We start from the raw sequence: 20,646 nt of genomic DNA on the forward strand, positions 1-20,646 counted from the left end.
GCTGGAGATCTCCACCGGCAAGGACGGCGGCGTCATTTTTAAGAAGTATTCCCTGATGGGCGGCCTGGGGGATTTCTCCGGGCAGATGTGCGAGACCCTGAACAAGACCACCGGCGAGATCGCCGTGATCACCGACCGGGACGCCTGCATTGCCGTGGCCGGCCTGTCCCGGCGGGAGCTGATGGACAAGCGCATCTCCCCCGAGCTGGAGCAGATCATGGAGGGCCGGCAGATCTACCAGTACCAGGGCGGCTCCGCCCCGGTGCCGGTGTGCGACGGTGAGGACAAGTACCTCATCGCCTGCGCCGCCCCCATCCTGTCCGAGGGGGACGTGCTGGGCTGCGTGCTCTTTGTGGGCACCGAGGGCGCCCTGAGCAGCAGCGAGACCGACTACAAGTTGGCTCAGACCATTGCGGGCTTTTTGGGGCGGCACATGGAATCGTGATTCAAATGGAAGGGGGCATCCTTATCAGGATGCCCCCTTCCATTTGAGAAAAGCTGCACGCAGGGCAGGCCTCGATTTCTGGCGAAAAAGTCGGCCTGCCCTGCGTGAGAAGTGTCATTTCCGAGGCACATGTCCCCGGAAATGACGGATTTTGATTTTATTCCGCCGCCTGCGGGCGGCGGAACTCTGTGAGACAGAAGGGGCCCCTGCCGGCTACACGCCGGCAGGGGCCCCTTTTTCGTTTGTCTAGCCGCCCAGGGTCATGCCGCTGCCGCCGGACAGGCCGTCCTTTTCCAGCATCCGCTCCAGCACCTGCACGTCGGTGGCGATGTCCATGGCATCGTCCTGAAACAGGCGGTCCAGCTGCTTTTCGAAGCCCTCCACCACCTTGTCCATCATGCCCTCGATGCGCTCCTTGGCAGAGCGGATGTTCTCACCCTCCACGCCCTGCTCCTCCATGCGGGCATAGGCCTTGAGGATCTTCAGGGTGGTAGGCAGGTAGTAGCTCAAAAAGCTGCGCAGCTGCCCGGCCCGGTTGGGGTTCTGCTTCTGGTAGGCGAAGATCTTGCCGGTGATCTCCCCGATGCGGTCGATCTTCTGGCTCATCATCTCGTCGTCGATGTCGTCGTTGAGCTGCCGGATGGCGGCGAGCACCGCGTCGTCGTCGGTCATATCCAGGGTGTCCTCTTCCTTCTCGGACTCCTCCTCCGGCTCGGGCGCGGGGGGCGCCTCCTCCTGGAGGCCCTCGTCGCTGAGGATCAGCCGGCCGGTGGACATGTCCAGATAGCCCTTCTCCAAAACCCCGCTGTCCAGCATATCCTGGAGATCGTCACAGGCCTTGTGGACGGACACGGGCATGGCCTGGGCCAGGGTGGTGATGGAGATGCTCTCCCGCTTGCCGATGAGGGCCAGGTACTTGCGGAAGCGCTTGGCCTTTTTGGTGCGCTGGGTGCCCGCCCAGATCATGGCCAGGCCGCCGCCGAAAAAGCCGATCACCGGGCTCATGACCGCCAGGGCGTTGAGGAAGCCGCTGCCCATGGCCACCGCCGGGAAGCCGGCGGTGAGGGCGATGCCGAAGACCACCGCCAGCACGATGCCCCAGATGGTCAGGCCCTTGCCCCTGTCCAGGTTCACCGGCTTGCCCTGCCGGGGGCTGCGGCCGGTGTAGGCCTGGCCCGCCGGGGGCGTCTGCCGGCCCATGCCCTGGGTGCCGGGGGCCGCCCCCTCCCGGCGCATGTCGTATGGATGGCGGGAAGTCCGGCGGCGGGAATCCCTGGTGAGCTTGCGGAAGAGCAGAATCAGCCCGACGGGCCAAAATGTCATTAAGAAAATAATCGTGATTATCCAAGAAAGAAGTTCCTTAAAATCAGACCAATTTTCGTCTTGGAAATTCGCCATGGGCCAGTCCCCCTGTTTCGTGATCGGTTCTCCTGTCTGCTATTCTATCACAGAAGTGTTAAAGTTTCGCTGGATAAGTCCTTTAAGAAAGATGAAAAATGATTCTGTCCCCTCAGATCCCGGGCCTTTTTATCATACTGCGAATTTGCCCCGGTGTAAAGCGGTTTCCGCCGGTTTTTCCGGCAAAGGCATCCGGGCCGCGCCGCGCGCGGATGTAACCGTTCTGTAATTGCTTTTTGCGGATGAAAGACCTATAATGAAACTCGGTTATAAACTTCTCACACAGTTGGAGCTGATTGATATGGAAAAGCAAGCGGGCCGGCGTGTGGCGGAGCGCCCTCCCAAGCAAAAGCGGAGCGGGAAGAAGCTCGCTCTGATCGTCCTGTTGGTTGTGGTTCTGGCCCTGGGGGCCGGATATACCGGGCTGTGCGCCGCCGCGGGCGGCGGCACCCTGCTGCCCAACACCAGCATCGCCGGTGTGGACGTGGGCGGCATGGGCCGGGACGCGGCCTCCGCCGCCCTGGAGGAGGCCCTGCCGGGCCTGCTCTCCGGCAGCAGCGCCCAGTTTCTCTGCGACGGGAAAACATACACCGTCCAGGGGGATGATCCCACCGTCCAGGCGGACGCCGCCGCCGCGGTGGACGCCGCTCTGGCGGAGCAGTCCTCCGGCGGCTTCTTCGTCCGGGGCTGGCGGTATCTGTCCGCCCTGCTGGGCGGGCAGCGCCTCCCCCTGACCGTCACCATCACCGGCACGCCGGCGGCGGTGACCCAGGCGGTGGAGGAGTGCGCCGATCCCGAGGCCCAGACCACCTGGGAGGTGACGGACACCGAGCTGGTGCTCCACAAGGGGGTCACCGGCCGCACCATCGACACCGCCGCCCTCATCGACGCGCTGGAGGAGCGGCTGGGCCAGTCGGTCTCCGTCACGGACGCCGACGCCGCGCCCATTGAGGCCCAGGTCACCACCGCGCCCCCCGCCGACCCGGACTTTGACGCCATCCGGGCCGAGATCGCCGTGGAGCCCGCCGACGCCTACTTAGACAAGGAGACCCGGGAGGTCGTCCCCTCGGTCACCGGCGTGGACTTCGACACCGAGGCCGCCAAGGCCGCCCTGGACGCCTCGGACGAGGGCGGAACCGTGGGCGTGCCCCTCACCCTTACCGAGCCCAGCATCACCACCGCCAAGCTGGAAGACAACCTGTTCAAGGACGTGCTGGGCACCGGCACCACCTCCTGCGCCGGCCCGTCCAACCGCTGGTTCAACATCGACCTGGCCGCCGACCGGGTGAACGACACCATCCTCCTGCCCGGGGAGACCTTCTCCTACAACGACACGGCGGGCCCCTACACCCTGGCCAGCGGCTACAAGGCCGCGGGCACCTACCAGAACGGCCAGAGCGTGGACGCCACCGCCGGCGGCATCTGCCAGCTGTCCTCCACCCTGTACTGGGTGACCCTGAAGGCCAATCTGGAGACGGTGGAGCGCCACAAGCACCAGTTCAACGGCGGCTATATGCCCGTCATCGGCACCGACGCCACCGTATGGAGCAATCAGCTGGACTTCCGCTTCAAGAACAGCACTGAGTATCCCATCAAGATCGAGGCCTATCTGGACAGCAGCCACAAGCTCCATGTGACCATCCGGGGCACCGACACCACCGGCATCCACGGGGAGCCCTACAGCGTGGTCATCTCCAGCGTACCCTTCAAGAACACCTACAAGCCCAAGGACAGCATCCCCGTGGGCAGCGAGCCCGTGCGGGACACCAACTACTCCCGGTACAACGGCTACACCGTGGACGTGTACCAGAAGCTGGTGGACGCCAGCGGCAACACCGTGGACACCATCTTCCTCTACCGGAACACCTATAAGGCCTCCGACGCGGTGTACTACTACAACCCCGCCGACGCGGCCCGGCTGGGCATCGACACCTCCACCGGCCTGAAAACCCTGACGCCGGTGACGCCCACGCCGTCCCCCTCCGCCAGCGCGGAGCCGTCGGCCACCCCGTCGGCCACGCCCGGCACATCCCCCTCCGCCCAGCCCACATCCACCCCGACGCCGGAGGCCACGCCGTCGCCCACCCCGGCCGCCACGCCGGAGCCGGCGCCCATGCCCACCCCGGAGTCCGTGCCCAGCGCCGAACCCACGCCGCCGGCGGAGACCTCCTCCGAACCCTCCACCGGCCCCGGCATGATCCCCCTGGAGTAATTTCCGCAGCAGGCCCCCCGTAACCCGGGGGGCCTGCGTTTGACATCGCAGAGAGAAAGAAGGTTTTTCCCGTGTTCCAAGGCTTTCCCCAGTCCGTTGTGGACTTCATGTGGGGCATCCGCTTCAACAACGAGAAGAGCTGGTTTGAACAGCACAAGCAGGAGTATCTGGACACCTTTCAGCGCCCCATGAAGGCCCTGTGCGACGAGGTGTACGAGCGCTTTACCGACCGGCACCCCGATCTGGATCTGATCGCCAAGGTGTCCCGCATCTACCGGGATGCCCGGCGGCTCTTCGGCCGGGGGCCCTACAAGGATCACCTGTGGCTGAGCATCCACCAGCCCCTGGAGCATCCCGGCTCCCTGCCCACCTTCTGGTTTGAGCTGGAGCCGGAGGGCTACTCCTACGGCATGGGCTTCTGGGAGGCCCCGGCCCTCACCATGGCCAAGCTGCGGGCCCGGATGGATCGGGAGCCCAAGCCCATGGAGAAGCTGGCCCGCCGCCTCAACCGGCAGGAGGTCTTTGCCCTCACCGGCACGGACTACAAGCGGCCCAGGCCCGCCCCCTCCAAGCTGCTGGAGCCCTGGTACCGCAAAAAGAACTTTGTCCTGAGCCACGAGGCCGCCCACGAGGAACTGCTCTGGGGCCACGGGCTGGCCGACACCCTGGTGGAGGGCTTTGAGTTCCTGCTGCCCTACTACGAGTACATTCTGGCGGTCAGCGCCGACCCCGATCCCCGGTCGCCGGAGTCCTGACAGAATTTACAGCGAAAGCAAATCCGCCCACCGCGCATACTAGGGCCGAAGGCTCTGGAAAGGCGGTGGGCGGGTTTGTTATATGGAAAGCTGCGGCGGCTGGCGGCGGCCGCGCTGGCGCTGGTTCTCCCCCTGTCCGGCTGCGGCCCGGCGGTGGAGACGGACGCGGCCGCGGAGCTGCCGGAGGGGCAGAAGCTCATCGCCCTCACCTTCGACGACGGGCCCCGCCGCTCCACCACCACCCGCCTGCTGGACGGCCTGGCGGAGCGGGGGGTGAAGGCCACCTTCTTCCTCATCGGGGCCCAGATTGAACACAACGAGGACGTGGTGCGCCGCATGGATGAGGAGGGCCACCAGATCGGCATCCACACCTTTGACCACGTGAAGCTCACCGGTCTGAACCAGACCGACTTCGACAGCCAGGTGGAGGAGTCCCGGGACGTCCTGAAAGCCGTGCTGGGCCACAATGACTTTCTCCTCCGCCCCCCTTACGGCATGCTGGACGAGGGGGTCAAGGCCAGGGCCGGCTGCCCCATCATCCTGTGGTCTATCGATCCGGAGGACTGGCGGGATCAGGACACCGACCGGGTGGCGGCCGAGGTGACCGCCGGGGCCAGGGACGGGGGTATCATCCTCCTGCACGACATCTTCCCCGAGTCGGTGGACGCCGCCCTCCAGATCGTGGACGCCCTCCACCAGCAGGGCTACCTGTTCTGCACCATTGAAGAGCTCTTTGCCGCCCGGGGCATCCCCCTGGAGGCGGGGGAGAGCTACTGGAACGCCTATCCGTAGGGGCGTGCCCCTTCACACCAGATAGCTCCCCGCCAGGAGCAGAAAGAGAGCCAGGAAGCAGAGCATGCCCGGGTTGGCCAGAAAGCACCTCCACGCCTCCCCGGCGGTGAGGCCCTTCCAGCCCGGGGCGGGGGAAAACTCCCGCCTCATGGCCGGCAGGAAGGCCAGCCCCACAAACATGGCCGCCAGCACCAGGAGGGTGAGCAGCCAGTCCCCCGCCTCCCCCAGGCCGGACAGCAGCGGGATCAGCCCCGTGCCCACGAAGTTGATCAGGGCGTGGAGGAGCATTGCCTGCCGGAGCCGGCCGGTTTTCAGCACCACCCCGGCAAAGAGCACGCCGATGGCGCAGGCATAGAAAAACTGGCTGAAATTGCCGTGGAACAGGCCGAAGCACAGGGCGGAGGCCCAGACGGCAAACCGCTCCCCGTAGGGCCGCAGGCGGTTCAGCAGCAGGCCGCGGAACAGGTACTCCTCGCACACCGGGGCGATGACGCACCCCAGCAGCAGGTTGAGAGCCAGCGGGTAATCCGCCATATTGTCCACCGGGTTTTCCACCGTCTGCCCCCGCAGCAGGCCGACGAGGCCCATCAGGGCCAGGGTGGCCAGGTTGACCAGGTACATCAGCCCCAGCCCGGCAAGATAGCTCCGGAAAAACCGCCCCGGCCCCAGGGGCGCCCCCGGCTGGGGCGGCGCCTCCTCGGTGCCCCGGAGCACCAGCCAGGCGGCGGGCACCCCCGCCCCGTAGGCCGAGAGCACCGACACCAGCCACAGGAACACCCCGCTGCCCGCCAGCGCGGGGGCCAGCGCCTGGGCCGCCAGCAGCAGGGCCGTCTGAACGGCCAGCATGGCGGCCATCTGCGCCGCCAGGGCCCACCCCAGGCGGGAGAACCTCTCCCGGTGCCCCCGCAGCCGCAGGGCCCGCTCCGCCCGCTCAGATCGCTCCATTTCGCACCTCCCTAAATTTGTACAAATTATTATACCGATTTTCTATCTCTCCCACAAGCGCCAAAATGTTGACAAGCTGTGACAATGCGGATACAATATCTTGTGTTCAAATACAACTCGGAGGAGAGATTTCATATGCCCATTTCGGAAAACGCCCGCGCCGTGCTGGAGCGGCGCTACCTGGCCAAGGATGAGGCCGGCCAGCCCACCGAGACGGTGGACGGCCTGTTCCACCGGGTGGCCAACGCCATCGCCGAGGGGGATCGCCACTTCGACCCCAAGGCCGACGTGGTGGCCACCGCCAGGGAGTTCTACGACCTGATGGTCAACCTGGACTTCCTGCCCAACTCCCCCACCCTGATGAACGCCGGCCGCCCCCTGGGGCAGCTCTCCGCCTGCTTTGTGCTGCCGGTGGCCGACTCCATGGAGGACATCTTTGATGCCATCAAGAACGCCGCCCTGATCCACAAGAGCGGCGGCGGCACCGGCTTCTCCTTCTCCCAGCTCCGCCCCAAGGGCTCCACCGTCAACTCCACCGGCGGCGTGGCCTCCGGCCCCATCTCCTTCATGAAGGTGTTCAACTCCGCCACCGAGGCGGTGAAGCAGGGCGGCACCCGCCGGGGCGCCAATATGGGCATCCTCCGGGTGGATCACCCCGACATCCTGGAGTTCATCACCTGCAAGAACGACACCAGTGAGATCACCAACTTCAACATCTCCGTGGGCATCACCGAGGCCTTTATGGAGGCGGCCAGCCAGAACAAGCCCTACGACCTGGTGGATCCCGCCACCGGCCGGGTCACCGGCCAGCTCAACGCCAAAGAGGTGTTTGACGCCATCGTCAGCTCCGCCTGGCAGACCGGCGAGCCGGGCATCATCTTCCTTGACCGTCTGAACCGGGACAACGTGGTGCCCTCCCAGGGGGAGATTGAGTCCACCAACCCCTGCGGGGAGCAGCCCCTGCTGCCCTATGAGAGCTGCAACCTGGGCTCCATCAACCTGGTCAACCACATCATGAAGACCCCGGCCGGGTGGGTGCTGGATCGCGCCAAGCTGGAGAAGACCATCCGCACCGCCGTCCACTTCTTGGACAACGTGATCGAGGTCAACCAGTACCCCCTGCCCGAGATCGACCAGATGACCCGCTCCACCCGCAAGATCGGCCTGGGCGTCATGGGTTTCGCGGACATGCTGCTCTACATGGGTGTGCCCTACAACAGCGACGAGGGCGTGGAGCTGGCCCGGGAGATCATGGACACGGTGAACACCATCGGCCACCGGGCCAGTGAGGAGCTGGCCCAGGTCCGGGGCCCCTTCCCCCTGTTCTCCGAGAGCATCTATCAGGACGGCAGGCCCCTGCGCAACGCCACCGTCACCACCATCGCCCCCACCGGCACCCTGTCCATCATCGCCGGGGTGTCCTCCGGCGTGGAGCCGGTGTTCGCCTACGCCTACATCCGCAATGTGATGGACAACACCCACCTCATCGAGACCAACCAGATTTTGAAGGACAAGCTGGTGGAGGCGGGGATCTACTCCGAGGAGCTGATGAAGCAGATCGTGGAGAAGGGCTCCCTGGCCCACGTGGACGGCATCCCGGAGGAGATCAAGCGGGTGTTCGTCTGCGCCCACGACGTGTCCCCCATCTGGCACGTGAAGATGCAGGCCGCCTTCCAGGAGTACACCGACAACGCCGTCAGCAAGACGGTGAACTTCCCCAACTCGGCCACCCGCGAGGAGGTGGCCGAGGTCTACCGGCTGGCCTTCACCCTGGGGTGCAAGGGCACCACCATCTACCGGGACGGCAGCCGGAACGAGCAGGTGCTCAACATCGGCAAGGTCAACGACGGCAAGGAGGCCGCCCCCGCCGGCCGCGTCTGTGAGGAGTGCCAGATCCCCCAGGCCGAGTACGGCCACATCCTGCCCCGGCCCCGCCCGGCGGTGACCAGCGGCTTCACCGAGAAGGTGCGCATCGGCTGCGGCAACCTGTATATCACCGTCAACTACGACGAGAACGGCATCTGCGAGGTGTTCACCAACACCGGCCGGGCCGGCGGCTGCCCCAGCCAGAGCGAGGCCACCGCCCGCCTGGTCAGCGTGGGTATCCGCTCCGGCATGGATCCCAAGGAGATCATCCAGCAGCTCAAGGGCATCCGCTGCCCCTCCTGCCTGCGGCAGCCCGGCGTGCCCGTCATGTCCTGCCCCGACGCCATCGCCAAGGCCCTGGAGAAGGTGCTCAAGGTCTCCCAGGACGGGAATCACCCCGCCGTGCCCCGGCCCCATCAACCCCGCCGCCAGACTTCCGCCCCCATTCCCACCCGGTGACCCCGCCGAGGCCAAGCTGGCCAAGTTCTGCCCCGAGTGCGGCGCCAGGCTGGAGCACGAGGGCGGCTGCGTCACCTGCCGGGACTGCGGCTACTCCAAGTGCGGATAACCGGCATCATCTGAGATCAGATCAGAACCCCCGCATACGGCGCTCTGCCGTATGCGGGGGTTCCGATGTTTGGAGAGATGGGGGCAGGCAGCTGCCGCGCCCGTTTTCCCCGGAAGCACCGATCCGTGGGGCGCGACGCCCCCGGCGCCTCCGACGCGGCGGGCGCACCGCTTTTGTCACTAAAAGCGGGGCCCCGGCCGGGCAGGCCCGCTCCCCGACGAAAAAAAGGCGGGGGCAAGCCCCCGCCCTACGGATTGCTCTCCTCTGTCTGCGGCGCATCCTCCTCCTGGAGATCCGCCGTGGTGAGGGCCATCAGCTCCTCCTTGCCGGGGTTCTCCAGGGCGGCCACCCGGTCGGACTGGCGGGCCACCGCCCGCTCGAACACGTTGCGCACGTCCCGGGCGTTGCCGAAGTTTTCGTCCCGCTCCTCGTAGAGCTCTTTGAAATACGTTTTGGCATATTCCGCCGCTTTATCATCCAGCGTATATCCGTTTTTCTCACACATGGACTGGAAGATCTCCATGAGCTGCTCCCCACTGTAGTCCTCGAAGTAGAAATACTTGTTGAACCGGCTCTCCAGGCCGGGGTTGGCGTGGATGAAGTTGCCCATCAGCTCGGTGTACCCCGCCACGATGACGATCAGGTTGTCCCGGTGATCCTCCATGCCCTTGAGCAGGGTCTCGATGGCCTCCCGGCCGAAGTCGTTGGGGGCGTCCTGGTTGGCCAGGGCATAGGCCTCGTCGATGAAGAGCACGCCCCCCAGGGCCTTCTGGATCACCTCATTGGTCTTGATGGCGGTCTGGCCCACGAAGCCGGCCACCAAACCGGAGCGATCCACCTCCACCAGCTGGCCCTTGGACAGCACGCCGATGGCGTGGTAGATCCTGGCCAGCAGCCGGGCCACGGTGGTCTTGCCGGTGCCCGGGTTGCCCATGAACACCAGGTGGAGGGACATGGGGGGCACGGGCAGGCCGTGCTCCTGCCGCAGCCTGCGCACCTTTACCAGGTTGATCAGGCTCTTCACGTCGGCCTTCACCTTGTCCAGGCCGCACAGGCCGTCCAACTGGGCCAGCAGCTCCTCCAGGCTGGGGGCGGGCTGGGCCTCCTCCTGGGGCTTTTCCTCCCCCCTGGCCTGCCCCGCCGGGGCGGGAGCCGCCTCCTCCGGCCCGGGGGCGGGGGCTTCCGCCCTGGGCTTTTTGGTGACGAAGTCCTTCACGTCCAGGGGGGCCTTCTCCCCCTCGAGGCCGTCCCGGTCGCACAGGGCGGAGAGGGTGTCGGCGCAGGTGTTGACAAACCCGGCCTCCTCCTCGCTGACCGCGTCATCCACGGCGGCGAAGAGGAGCACCATCAGGGTCACCAGATCGATGAACCGCCGGGCCAGGCGGGTGCCCGCCACCTTGTCGCAGGCCCGCATCCGGGCGAAGAAGTCGGGCACCCGGAAGCCGGGGTACTCGCTGACGGCGGTGGACAGCTCCCAGAACAAAATGGAGGGCACCGGGTTGCCCTTGGTGTAGATGGCGTTATAGTATTCCACATAGCGGGGGGTGGGGGAGGCCCCGTCCCGCTGCCACACCCCCAGGGCGCAGGCCCGCATGAAGGTGTCCACCTCCTGGGTGAATTTCACCCGCAGGGTGGCGTCGGAGATCTGGCGGCGGAAGGCTGTGATCCCGTCGCTGTACTGTTTATGCACCTCGGCGGCGCTGAGAGAACCTTTCAAAGCTGCAACACCTCGTTTTTCGGTTAGCCCTATTATATCCGAATCGCCTCCAGGGCGCAAGGGCTCCGTTCAGTTGACATAAATATTAAAAAAGCTTTACATTTCGCCCTTCGCCGTTGACGCAGGGCCGTGGTTCGTTGTAAAATAGAGCCAAGAATGTCGACCGGAGGGATTGCCATGGCAAAGCGCGTCCGCAGCAGCCAGCCCGAAATGATCCACTGCCCCTACTGCGGGGAGGATTATTCTTCCACATATAAGCACTGCCCCTTCTGCGACGAGGTGGAACAGCCCGTCGTGGAGGAGGATCTTGACGAGTCCGGCGAGGGCTCCCGCTCCAGGGGCGGCAAGCGCCTGGCCACCAACACCCGGGGGGGCGGCTACGGCCGCGGCCCCTCGCCCCTGAGCATCATCACCCGCGTGATCTCCCTGGGCCTGATCATCGCGGCGGTGATCATCGTGATCACCATCATCATGCCCCTGGTTTCCAAGGGGAACGTGGGCGGCCCTGGAGAGAACAGCGCTCCGGCCCAGACGGAGAGTGTCAGCCCCGATCCCAATGAGACGGGCACGGTGGACGAGACCACCCCGCCCGCCACGGAGGAGCCCGGCACCGAGACCATCCCGGCGGAGCAGACGGCCACCGGCTTCTCCCTGAGCCAGACGGAGTTCTCCTTCAGCAACACCTATCCCTACCCGGTGACCCTCCAGGTCACCTTCACCCCCGCCGGCACCACCGGCACCATCACCTGGACGAGCAGCAATCCGGACATCGCCTCGGTGGATGACAGCGGCGTGGTCTACCACGGCACCCAGACCGGCACCGCCACCATCACCGCCTCCATGCCCGGCGCGGCCGACGTGACGGTCACGGTCTACAACTCCGCCACCAGCAGCGAAGGGCTGGCCCCCTCCGGCACCGGCTCCGGCTCCGGTTCGGGCACCACCTCCGCCTCCCTGTCCCTGAACCACACCGACTTCACCTTCAGCGGCATGGACAATCCGTCGGTGCAGATGCAGGTCAGCGGAACCTCCTCCACTCCCACGTGGAGCGTCAGCGACACGTCGGTGGCCACCATCTCCGCCGACGGCGTGGTTCGCCCGGCGGGCCCCGGCACCGCCACCATCACCTGCACCGTGGACGGCCAGGCCCTCACCTGCATCGTGCGCTGCAACTTCTGAGACTTTCAAAAAAGTGGCATAAGCCACTTTTTTGAGAAGGACTGCATGGCGGAAGAGGCTCGATTTCTTGCGAAATTGTCGCCCCTTCCGCCATGAGAAGTGTCATTTCCGAGGCGCATGTCCCCGGAAATGACAGATTTTGATTTTATTCCTGCGGCTGCGGCCGCAGGAACTCTGCGAGGCCTCCCCTCGGGAAAGGTCTTTTGACAAGCTGAGAACCGGCATGGCCTTGCGGCCATGCCGGTTCTCTTTTTCTACCGCTCCTGTTCCGGTTCCACCGGGATCGCCCAGGGCTGGAGCAGGCCGTCCAACTCCTGGTAATCTAATCCCCATCCGGCGGAATGCTCCTGACTGGGCAGGGTGCCCCGGGGGAAAGTAATGTCCAGTCTGTCGGAATGGAAGGTGATGTACTCAGGCCGGAGGGCCGCCTGCATCTCCATCCGGAGAACCGAATCCCCGTCTGCCATCCTGTCCACCAGAGCCGCCCGGGCCTCCTCCTCCGGAACCGCGAACAGGAACCAGATGTCCAGCTTCTCCCCAGTCTCCCGGTCAAAGGCGGCGTTCTGCTCATACTGCTCGATGGCAGGGCCGCCCTCTTCCCCGCTGAAAAAGGGGATCATGACACTGGTCTGGAAGTACAGCACCCGCGGGCTGGCCGCCGTCAGGTCGGTCTCCTGATTGACCAGATAATGGCGTTCCCCCGCATCGACCCCTTCGGTCGCCCAGATGCGCTCCAACTCCTCCTCCACGTCGTAGAGCGTCCCCTGCTCCCGGTACCAGACTGCCACCGTTCGACGGACATCATAGGGCAGGCTCTTGAAAACCCTCCCGCCGCCATATATGTCCCACGGGCCCACCGTGGGCTCCTCCCGCAGCAACTCCGTGCCGTCGGACAGCCGATAGCTGTTGTCTCCACCGTCTGCCCAGATCCCCACCTCCGTCCCGTCGGACAGGGTGATGCTCCCCGTCTGACGCATCCTGCCGTAGACGGTAATCCTCTGCGCAGCATAGACACCTGACCGGACGGAGTACTCCACATTTACCCGGGTCTCTGATACATCTCCCCCCAGAAAGCCGGCCTCGTCCGGGTCATCTGTCCAGGAGATCACATCGGTGTCCTCCGTCAGGTAGAAGATGGTGTCCCCGCCCGTCTCATAATCATGGAGCCCGATGCAGACCAGGTTTCCGTCCTCCACCCGGGCCTCCTGCACTCTGCCGGACATTTCCCCTTTTTCCCCGCCGCACCCGGCCAGCAGGAGTACCAGCGCCAGCGGCAGCCAAAGCATCCGACTCACAACAATGCCTCCCTTCCGTATCCTAAAGCCTCGCAGAGTTCCGTCATCCGCGGATGACGGAATAAAATCAAAATCTGTTTTTCCCAAGGACATGTGCCTTGGGAAAAACACTTCTCAGCCTCCAAGTGCGGCCCTGTGCCGCGCGCAGGAGGCTGTATCCTTTTCAAAGAGGGCGGAGTATGGCGAAGGCCATACTCCGCCCTCTTTGACTCACACTTCCATGATAACAGGCAGGATCATGGGATTGCGCTTGGTTTTCTTGTAGAGGAAGTTGGAGATGGCGTTCTTGATCTCCGACTTGATGGCGGCCCAGTCGTTGAGGGTGTCGGTCTGGCACTCCTCCAGGGCCTTGACGGCAACCTTCCGCAGCTCCTCCATGAGGCCCTCGGACTCCTTGACGTACACGAAGCCCCGGGTGATGATGTCGGGGCCGGACACCACGGAGCCGTCCTCCCCGGACATGGAGACCACCACCACGATCATGCCGTCCTCGGCCAGGTGCTTCCGATCCCGGAGCACCACGCTGCCCACGTCGCCCACGCCGTAGCCGTCCACGAACACCCGCCCGGCGGGCACGGTGCCGTTGATCTTGGCGGAGTTGGGGGTGAGCTCGATGACCTTGCCGATGTCGCTGATGATGATGTTCTTGGGGGGCATGCCCATCTGCTGGGCCAGCTTGGCGTGGGTTTTCAGGTGCCGCTGCTCCCCGTGGACGGGGATAAAGAACTTGGGCTTGACCAGGGCGTGGATGATCTTCAGCTCCTCCTGGCAGGCGTGGCCCGACACGTGGAGGGCGCCCAGCCGCTCGTTGACCACCTCGGCGTCCTTGCGGTAGAGCTCGTTGATCACGTTACCGATGGAGTTCTCGTTGCCGGGGATGGCGGAGGCGGAGATGATCACCCGGTCGCCGGCCTGGATGTCCACCTGCCGGTGGGTGTTGAAGGCCATGCGGGTGAGGGCGGACATGGTCTCGCCCTGGCTTCCGGTGGTGATGATGCAGATCTTGTGCTTGGGCAGGCTCTTGATATGGGCCAGATCCACCAGCACCCCGTCGGGTATGCTCATATAGCCCAGCTCGGTGGACACCTTCATGGCATTCTCCATGGAGCGGCCGGTGACCGCCACCTTGCGGCCGTACCGGGCCGCCACGTCGATGATCTGCTGGATGCGATCCACGTTGGAGGCGAAGGTGGTGACAATGATGCGCTGCTGACAGCCCCGGAACAGGGCGTCAAAGGAGTCGCCCACGCTGCGCTCGCTCTTGGTGAAGCCGGGGCGTTCCACATTGGTGGAGTCGGCCAGCAGGGCCAGCACGCCCTCCTTGCCCAGCTGCCCCAGGCGGCCCAGATCCATCATGCCGCCCTGGATGGGGGTGGGGTCGATCTTGAAGTCGCCGGTGTGCACCACCGTGCCCACCCCGCACTTGATGGCAAAGCCGCAGGCGTCGGCGATGGAGTGGTTCACGTGGATGAACTCCACGGTGAACTTGCCCGCCTTCACCACCTCGCCGGCCTCGCAGGTGATCAGCTTGGTCTTGTTCAGCAGGCGGTGCTCCTCCAGCTTCAGCTTCACCAGCCCGGCGGTCATGCGGGTGGCGTAGATGGGCACGTTCACATCCCGCAGCAGATAGGGGATGGAGCCGATGTGATCCTCGTGGCCGTGGGTGAGGAAGATGCCCCGGATGCGGTCTTTATTCTTGATGAGATAGGTGAAGTCGGGGATCACCACGTCGATGCCGTACATGTCGTCGTCGGGGAAGCCCATGCCCACGTCGATGATGATGATGTCCCCGCCGTACTCGTAGACGGTCAGATTCTTGCCGATCTCGTTGAGTCCGCCCAGGGAGATGATTTTCAGTTTTTCAGCCATAAATGTCTTGAAACACTCCTTCAGTTCTATATCCATAGGGATAGGTATGTAAGGGCACAGGAGTGCGGGCGCACAAAACCAAGGCGGCACAGCATCCCACCCGTTCCGGCCCTGCCTCGCCGGAAAAGGGGGACGCCGCTCCACCGCCTCGCCCGTATGCTCTCTGTGTCCTGCTTATTCAAGCGCGAATCCGCGCATAAAGCCATCATAGGTTTCTACAGTATATCATACTTTTTCCAAAAAGTATACTCCTATTTTTCCGGGCCCGGCCGGGCGGCCTCCTCCGCCTTGCGGGCGCAGAAGTCGCACAGCTCCCGGGCCAGCTCGGCGGTGCGGGCCTCCCCCACCACCCGGAGGGCGGCGGGACTGGCCCGGAGGGACAGGGTGAGCCACCCCTCCCCCTGGCGCAGGCGCAGGCCCTCCCCGGCGGCCCGGGCCCCGGGCAGCTCCCGGAGCAGCCGGGCCAGCACCTCCTCCCCGTCCCGGCGGAGGGGCACCTCCCGCCGGCAGATGGCAAAGCGTGGCAGCTTTCCCGTCAGGCCCCGGAGCCGCTCCCCGGTCATGCCCAGGCGGGCGCAGATGCGACAGGCGGCGAAGATCCCGTCCCGTAACCAGGGCAGCTCCCCGTACCGCGCCTCCGCCTCCGCCCCGTCCCGGCCCAGCCGGAGGGCGCCCCCGTGGTAGCCGGCGGCCAGGGTGTCGATGGCCGCCGGGGCGGCGGCGGGCACCGCCACCCGCCCCCCGCCGTTCTCGTACTCGATGAGGGCCACGGCGGCCAGCAGCTCCTCCGGGGGGAGCACCTCCCCCTCCTCGTCCACGGCGGTGAGGGCAAAGCCGCCCCGGAGGGTCTGGAAGGCGGGCACGCCGGGACGGCTCTCCCGCCGCACCTGACAGCCCAGGCTCTCCAGGGCCTGGGCCAGCACCCGGTCGGCCGGGGTCTCTCCCGGCACCGACACCTCCAGACGCCGCAGGGGCGCCCGGGTAAGCCGGGCCCGCCGGGCCCCGTCGGCGGCGTAGGAGGCCCCGACGCCGGAGACCGTCTCCCACCGGCCCACCCCCAGGGCGGGCATACGGCCCGGCTGGCCCCGGAGGAGGGCCCCCTCCAGCCTGCGCCGGCGCTCCTGCCCCAGGAGCAGGCCGCGCCGGTCAAAGAGGTGGAGCACCGCCTTCTCCCCCTCCTGCCGGACAAAGAGGACGGCGGGCAGGGCCCACTGCTCCGCCAGCCAGGCGGCGGCGGAGGGGCAGGGGGCGTCGTGGGAGATCACCCTGGCCCCGGCGGCGGCCGCGCCGCTGCCCGCGGCCTGGGCCAGCATCCGGGCCGACGCTCCGCCGGCCCAGCCCAGCCCCAGGGCGCCCTCTCGGCCCAGCAGGGAGCCCAACAGGAGCAGCCGCTCCGCCGTCAGCTCTCCGCCCACGGTGCCGGTCAGGGTTCCCCCCGGCCCGAAGACCAGCGGGAGGGCGCCGCCCCCGTCCCGGAGGGCGGCGGTAAGCCGGGCGCCGTCCGGCACCCGGCGGCGGGGCCACACCGCCACCCCCTCCAGGAGAATGGCGTCCTCCCCGGCCGCCGCGCCGTGGGAGAGCACCGCCCCCTCGTTGAGCACCGAGCCGGCCCCGGCCTTCGCGCCGGGGGCCAGCACCGCGCCGTACAGGGTGGCGCGGCTTCCCGCCTCCGCCCCCAGCAGGGCGGAGCGCTGCACCAGCGCCCGGCGGCCCACGGCGGAGCCCTCCTCCAGCACCGCGTGGGGGCCCAGCAGGCTCCCCTCCCCCACCCGGACATTGGGGCCCAGGTAGCACGGGGGCACCACCTGCACCCCGGCAGGAAGGGGAGAGGCGCTCCACACCCCGGGGGCCGCCCGGGGGACGTCCCAGCACAGGCGGAGCCTGCCGGACAGGGCGTCGGCCAGCGTGTCCAAATAGGAGGCGGAGTCGGTGATCTCCCGCCAGGCCCCCTCCGCGGCCGCGCCGCAGAGGGTCTCCCCCTTCTCCAGCAGGGCGGCAAAGAGGCACTCCAGGGGCCAGTCCGCCCCCTCCGGCAGGGCGTCCAGGGCACGGGGCGTGAGCACGCAGGCACCGGTGTACGCCTGGCTGGACAGCAGCCCGCCGGCCGGGTGGGCCAGCAGCCGCTCCACCCGGCCCTCCTGGTCGGTGAGAACCAGGGGCCGCCCGGAGGCGGGCGGGCGGTGGGCCAGCAGCAGGGTGGCGGCGGAGGGCCGCACCCGGTGGAGGGCCAGGGCCGCACCCAGATCCCCGTCCCACACCGCCCCGCCCGGGAGCACCAGCACGTCCTCCTCGCCGGAGAAGTCCCGGCAGCTGCCCGCCAGGGCGGCGGCGCCCAGGGGCTCCCGCCGGGTGAGCCAGGTGAAGCGCACCCCCAGCTCTCCGCCGTCCCCCAGGGCGTCCGACACCAGCCCGGCCAGCCGGGGCAGCACCACCCCGATCTCCCTCACGCCGCAGCGGCGGAGATGCTCGGCCTGGCGGGCCAGCAGAGGCTTTCCGAACAGGGGGAGCAGGCACCGGGGCTGCTCCAGGGTCAGGGGGGACAGCCCCTCCTCCCGCTCCCCGGCCAAGATGATCGCTTTCAAGGTTGGGAAACATCCTTTCACACACAGTTTCCCCTATTATTGCCTGAAAGGGCCTTCTGTGATACAATGTTGTCCACAAAAGCCCGGAGGAATGAGCCATGAACATCCAGATTTTCGGAAAAAGCAAGTGTTTTGACACCAAAAAGGCGGAGCGGTGGTTCAAGGAGCGGCGCATCAGGTTCCAGTCCATCGACCTGGGGAAGGTGGGCATCAGCCCCGGCGAGCTGAAGAGCGTGCTGAACGCCGTGGGGCTGGAGGCCCTCATCGACCCCAAGCACCCCGACGCCGCCCTGCTCAGCTACCTGGCCTACGACGCGGACAAGGCGGAAAAGCTGCTGGAGGAGCCCCGGCTGCTGAAAACCCCCATCGTCCGCAACGGCAGACAGGCCACCGTGGGCTACCACCCCGAGGTGTGGCAGAGCTGGTCGTGACGCGGGGCTTGACAAGGGGCCGCGCTCCGTGTTATGGTAGGCCCGTGGCAGATGCCGCCACACCCAATTGACCATAAAGGAGCGTTATCTTTTGGAGCTGAGATATGATTCGGTGGTCAGCGCCTAGCCGGGAGGCTGGTGCGCAGTATAAATGACCACCGCCCTCCCGGAAGTATTTCCATCATTACTTTCAGGAGGAAATTCCCATGAACCGGATCAACAAGCGCAAGCAATACGAGCGCGGATATTATCAGACCCACCCCTGCACGGACAGCTTTACCTGCAAACACTGCGGCCGCCCGGTGGTCTCCGCCGGCGCGGGGGCGGACCACCGCAACCACTGCCCCAACTGCCTGACCAGCCTCCACCTGGACGTGGAGCCCGGCGACCGCTCCGCCGACTGCGGCGGATTGATGGACGCCATCGCCGTGTGGGTGCGGAAAAGCGGCGAGTGGGCCATTGTCCACCGCTGCCGCCGGTGCGGTGCCCTGTCGTCCAACCGGGTGGCGGCGGATGACAACCCCATGAAGCTCATGTCCATCGCCATGAAGCCCCTGTCCGCGCCCCCCTTCCCGCTGGAGCGCATTGAGGAGATGACCGCCCTCATGGGCGGCGAGGGCTCCACCGGCCTGTAGGAGCTCGGTTTGCAAGTCAAATAGGGCCCGGAGCGGACGATCCGCTCCGGGCCCCTGTTTTATTGGTACAGCGCCGCCACCGCGGCCAGCTGCCGTCTCATCTCCTCCGCCGCCCAGTCGGGCCTGAGGATGCGCACCCCGTCCCCCAGGCCGAAGATCCAGCCCAGGAACTGGGGGCTCACCACCGCCGGCACCGTGACGGTGAAGTGGTCGGCCCCGTCGGGCACCAGCATGGCCTCCCGGCCGAAGCGATCCAGCACCACCCCCACCAGGCGGTTGGCGCACCGGAGGGTGATCTGCCCCTCCCGGCCGGAGAACATACCGAAGTGCTTTTGGGCATAGGATGCGATATCCAGCTCCCCGTCCACCCCCTCCAGGGGCAGGCAGGTCACCGCCAGCTCCGCCATCTTGTCCACCCGGTAGTGGCGCAGCTCCTCCCTGTGGTGGTCGTAGCCCGCCAGATAGTAGTTCTCATTGTCCCAGATGAGGCCCAGGGGGGAGACGATGTACCGCTTCCCCTCCCGGCGGAAGACCTTTTCCTTCTGAACGTTATACTCAAAGTATTTAAAGGTCACGGCTTTCCGGTTTGCAATCGCGGTGTGGAGCTTGTCGATGGTGTAGTACACGCTCTCGTTCATGCTCTTCACCCGGCGATCCACATACACCTGCCGCTGGAGCTGCCGGGCCTGGTGGACGCTGGCCTGGGACTCCAGCTTGCGGATGAGCTCCCGGCTCTTGCGCTGGGTGATGAACTTGGAGGACTGCACCGCGTCCACCAGCAGCTTCAGCTCCGCCAGCTGGAAGGGCCGCTCCCCCAGGAACCAGCCCGGCGCCTTCCCTTTCCGGTTCTGCACGTCCAGGCCGAAGGTGCGCAGGGCCTCCATGTCGTCGTAGATGCTCTTGCGCTCGGCCCTGATGTCCCAGGCCTCCAGGGCCTGGATCAGCTCCGGCACCGTCAGCGGGTGCTCCTCGTCGGTGCGCTCCCACAGGATCTTGCAAAGGCAGAGCAGCTTCAGCTTCTGATTGGCGCTGCGGGGCATACGCCTCTCCCCCTTTCCTGTCCTCAGAATAGCGGATTTTCTGTCCGATAAAACGGACTTTCTTATAGTATACCAGCTTTTGGAACAGATTGCGAGGGTTTTGTATGGAATTTGTGGTATCCGTCCCTTTATGCCCCCTCTACGCCGCCGCCAGCGCCGGGGCGGAGCGGGTGGACGAGCTGCTGTGCGGCTGGAGCGCGGACATTCTGGAGGAGCTGTCCACCGGCTGGTGCAGGGTGCGCACCGCCTACCGCTATGAGGGCTGGGCCCGGCGGGAGTGCCTGCGCCCCGCCGGCAGCTGGGCGGGGCGGGAGAAGCTGCTGCTCCGCGCCCCCTTTGCCGACGTGCTCTGCGGCCCGGAGGTGGAGCGCCCCGCGGCGGACACCCTGCCCCGGGGCTCCCTGGTGATTCCCGCAGGAGCGCCTGCGGACGGCTGGCAGAAAATAGCCCTCCCGGACGGCCGGGAGGGCTATACGAAACGCAGCCTTCTGACAGAATATTACGAGACGCCGCCAGACTGGCCGGAGGAACGGCTGCGGGAGCGGGCGGTGGAGGCGGCCCGGGCCTACCTGGGCACCCAGTACCGCTGGGGCGGCAAGTCCCCCCTGGGGATTGACTGCTCGGGCCTCACCTTCATGGCCTGGTTCTTCTGCGGAGTGTCCCTCTACCGGGACGCCCGGCTGGTGGAGGGCTTTCCCGCCAAACCCATTCCCTTTGAGGCGCGCAGGCCGGGGGATCTGCTCTACTTCCCCGGCCACATCGCCCTCTGCCTGGGGGGTGACAGGTATATCCACTCCACCGCAAAGGCGGGCAGCGACGGGGTGGTGATCAACAGCCTCAACCCGGCTGATCCGGATTTCCGGGCGGATCTGCGGGAGAAGCTGCTGGCCGTGGGCAGCGTGTTCCCCCTCCTGTAG

General features: G+C 66.2%; 16 protein-coding genes. 9 read left to right on the plus strand and 7 right to left on the minus strand.

From position 1 onward, the window contains the following. Position 1: 1 nt before the first annotated feature. A complete protein-coding gene (locus B5E42_RS05415) occupies positions 2 to 445 on the plus strand; it encodes a stage V sporulation T C-terminal domain-containing protein (protein WP_242967030.1) in 444 nt (147 codons plus the stop codon). A 246-nt stretch (positions 446 to 691) separates the two neighbouring features. Here B5E42_RS05415 and B5E42_RS05420 read toward each other — a convergent pair whose 3' ends face one another. Further along, positions 692 to 1,768 (minus strand): 5-bromo-4-chloroindolyl phosphate hydrolysis family protein, encoded by a 1,077-nt coding sequence (locus B5E42_RS05420; protein WP_242967031.1) that lies wholly within the window; start codon positions 1,766 to 1,768, stop codon positions 692 to 694. A gap of 376 nt (positions 1,769 to 2,144) precedes the next feature. On the opposite strand from B5E42_RS05420, the gene B5E42_RS05425 reads away from it, so the two are divergent. From B5E42_RS05425 to B5E42_RS05435, 3 genes are all read left to right on the plus strand, one after another. Continuing rightward, entirely contained in the window at positions 2,145 to 4,055 is a 1,911-nt protein-coding gene (locus B5E42_RS05425; RefSeq protein ID WP_087237462.1) for a VanW family protein, read from the plus strand. Positions 4,056 to 4,126: 71 nt separating this feature from the next. Further along, on the plus strand, positions 4,127 to 4,810 hold the full coding sequence (locus B5E42_RS05430; RefSeq protein ID WP_087237464.1) for a DUF2461 domain-containing protein: 684 nt from the start codon (positions 4,127 to 4,129) through the stop codon (positions 4,808 to 4,810). 75 nt (positions 4,811 to 4,885) lie between these two features. Then, on the plus strand, positions 4,886 to 5,602 hold the full coding sequence (locus B5E42_RS05435) for a polysaccharide deacetylase family protein (protein ID WP_242967032.1): 717 nt from the start codon (positions 4,886 to 4,888) through the stop codon (positions 5,600 to 5,602). 12 nt (positions 5,603 to 5,614) lie between these two features. Here the strand turns inward: B5E42_RS05435 and B5E42_RS05440 are convergent, their stop codons facing one another. Next, on the minus strand, positions 5,615 to 6,547 hold the full coding sequence (locus B5E42_RS05440) for a CPBP family intramembrane glutamic endopeptidase (protein WP_087237468.1): 933 nt from the start codon (positions 6,545 to 6,547) through the stop codon (positions 5,615 to 5,617). A 135-nt stretch (positions 6,548 to 6,682) separates the two neighbouring features. Here B5E42_RS05440 and B5E42_RS05445 point away from each other — a divergent pair, with 135 nt between their 5' ends. Continuing rightward, positions 6,683 to 8,872: a vitamin B12-dependent ribonucleotide reductase gene (locus tag B5E42_RS05445; RefSeq protein ID WP_242967033.1), complete on the plus strand. Its 2,190-nt coding sequence runs from the start codon at positions 6,683 to 6,685 to the stop codon at positions 8,870 to 8,872. A 356-nt stretch (positions 8,873 to 9,228) separates the two neighbouring features. On the opposite strand, the gene B5E42_RS05450 is transcribed toward B5E42_RS05445, so the two are convergent. Then, the gene (locus B5E42_RS05450) at positions 9,229 to 10,698 is read right to left on the minus strand and encodes an AAA family ATPase (protein ID WP_087237470.1); all 1,470 of its coding nucleotides are present in this window, start codon (positions 10,696 to 10,698) and stop codon (positions 9,229 to 9,231) included. A 177-nt stretch (positions 10,699 to 10,875) separates the two neighbouring features. Here B5E42_RS05450 and B5E42_RS05455 point away from each other — a divergent pair, with 177 nt between their 5' ends. Beyond that, positions 10,876 to 11,877 carry an Ig-like domain-containing protein gene (locus B5E42_RS05455; protein ID WP_087237472.1) on the plus strand — a complete coding sequence of 334 codons (1,002 nt, stop codon included), beginning with the start codon at positions 10,876 to 10,878 and terminating at the stop codon, positions 11,875 to 11,877. Positions 11,878 to 12,131: 254 nt separating this feature from the next. On the opposite strand, the gene B5E42_RS05460 is transcribed toward B5E42_RS05455, so the two are convergent. The 3 genes from B5E42_RS05460 to B5E42_RS19945 form a co-directional block, all read right to left on the minus strand. Beyond that, a complete protein-coding gene (locus B5E42_RS05460; RefSeq protein WP_141242465.1) occupies positions 12,132 to 13,172 on the minus strand; it encodes a hypothetical protein in 1,041 nt (346 codons plus the stop codon). Between the two features lie 210 nt (positions 13,173 to 13,382). Next, positions 13,383 to 15,041 carry a ribonuclease J gene (locus B5E42_RS05465; protein ID WP_087237476.1) on the minus strand — a complete coding sequence of 553 codons (1,659 nt, stop codon included), beginning with the start codon at positions 15,039 to 15,041 and terminating at the stop codon, positions 13,383 to 13,385. Between the two features lie 251 nt (positions 15,042 to 15,292). Next, positions 15,293 to 17,623, minus strand: a complete 2,331-nt coding sequence (locus B5E42_RS19945; protein ID WP_141242466.1) for a sugar phosphate nucleotidyltransferase — start codon at positions 17,621 to 17,623, stop codon at positions 15,293 to 15,295. A 98-nt stretch (positions 17,624 to 17,721) separates the two neighbouring features. Between B5E42_RS19945 and B5E42_RS05475 the strand changes: the two genes are divergently transcribed. Beyond that, on the plus strand, positions 17,722 to 18,054 hold the full coding sequence (locus B5E42_RS05475; protein WP_087237480.1) for an ArsC/Spx/MgsR family protein: 333 nt from the start codon (positions 17,722 to 17,724) through the stop codon (positions 18,052 to 18,054). A 206-nt stretch (positions 18,055 to 18,260) separates the two neighbouring features. Then, positions 18,261 to 18,689 (plus strand): RNHCP domain-containing protein, encoded by a 429-nt coding sequence (locus B5E42_RS05480; RefSeq protein ID WP_087237482.1) that lies wholly within the window; start codon positions 18,261 to 18,263, stop codon positions 18,687 to 18,689. A gap of 59 nt (positions 18,690 to 18,748) precedes the next feature. On the opposite strand, the gene B5E42_RS05485 is transcribed toward B5E42_RS05480, so the two are convergent. Further along, a complete protein-coding gene (locus tag B5E42_RS05485; protein WP_087237484.1) occupies positions 18,749 to 19,729 on the minus strand; it encodes a WYL domain-containing protein in 981 nt (326 codons plus the stop codon). A gap of 104 nt (positions 19,730 to 19,833) precedes the next feature. On the opposite strand from B5E42_RS05485, the gene B5E42_RS05490 reads away from it, so the two are divergent. Beyond that, positions 19,834 to 20,646 carry an SH3 domain-containing C40 family peptidase gene (locus tag B5E42_RS05490; protein ID WP_087237486.1) on the plus strand — a complete coding sequence of 271 codons (813 nt, stop codon included), beginning with the start codon at positions 19,834 to 19,836 and terminating at the stop codon, positions 20,644 to 20,646.

It is taken from the genome of Flavonifractor sp. An10 (genome assembly GCF_002161215.1).
Taxonomy (GTDB): Bacteria; Bacillota; Clostridia; order Oscillospirales; family Oscillospiraceae; genus Flavonifractor; species Flavonifractor avistercoris.

What these genes read in the sequence shown, in the direction of transcription:
- B5E42_RS05420 (WP_242967031.1), bottom strand. Translation starts at nt 1,768, where the DNA reads ATGACATTTTGGCCCGTCGGGCTGATTCTGCTCTTCCGCAAGCTCACC.
- B5E42_RS05465 (WP_087237476.1), bottom strand. Translation starts at nt 15,041, where the DNA reads ATGGCTGAAAAACTGAAAATCATCTCCCTGGGCGGACTCAACGAGATC.
- B5E42_RS05480 (WP_087237482.1), top strand. Translation starts at nt 18,261, where the DNA reads ATGAACCGGATCAACAAGCGCAAGCAATACGAGCGCGGATATTATCAG.
- B5E42_RS05455 (WP_087237472.1), top strand. Translation starts at nt 10,876, where the DNA reads ATGGCAAAGCGCGTCCGCAGCAGCCAGCCCGAAATGATCCACTGCCCC.
- B5E42_RS05485 (WP_087237484.1), bottom strand. Translation starts at nt 19,729, where the DNA reads ATGCCCCGCAGCGCCAATCAGAAGCTGAAGCTGCTCTGCCTTTGCAAG.
- B5E42_RS05425 (WP_087237462.1), top strand. Translation starts at nt 2,145, where the DNA reads ATGGAAAAGCAAGCGGGCCGGCGTGTGGCGGAGCGCCCTCCCAAGCAA.
- B5E42_RS05490 (WP_087237486.1), top strand. Translation starts at nt 19,834, where the DNA reads ATGGAATTTGTGGTATCCGTCCCTTTATGCCCCCTCTACGCCGCCGCC.
- B5E42_RS05440 (WP_087237468.1), bottom strand. Translation starts at nt 6,547, where the DNA reads ATGGAGCGATCTGAGCGGGCGGAGCGGGCCCTGCGGCTGCGGGGGCAC.
- B5E42_RS05475 (WP_087237480.1), top strand. Translation starts at nt 17,722, where the DNA reads ATGAACATCCAGATTTTCGGAAAAAGCAAGTGTTTTGACACCAAAAAG.
- B5E42_RS05445 (WP_242967033.1), top strand. Translation starts at nt 6,683, where the DNA reads ATGCCCATTTCGGAAAACGCCCGCGCCGTGCTGGAGCGGCGCTACCTG.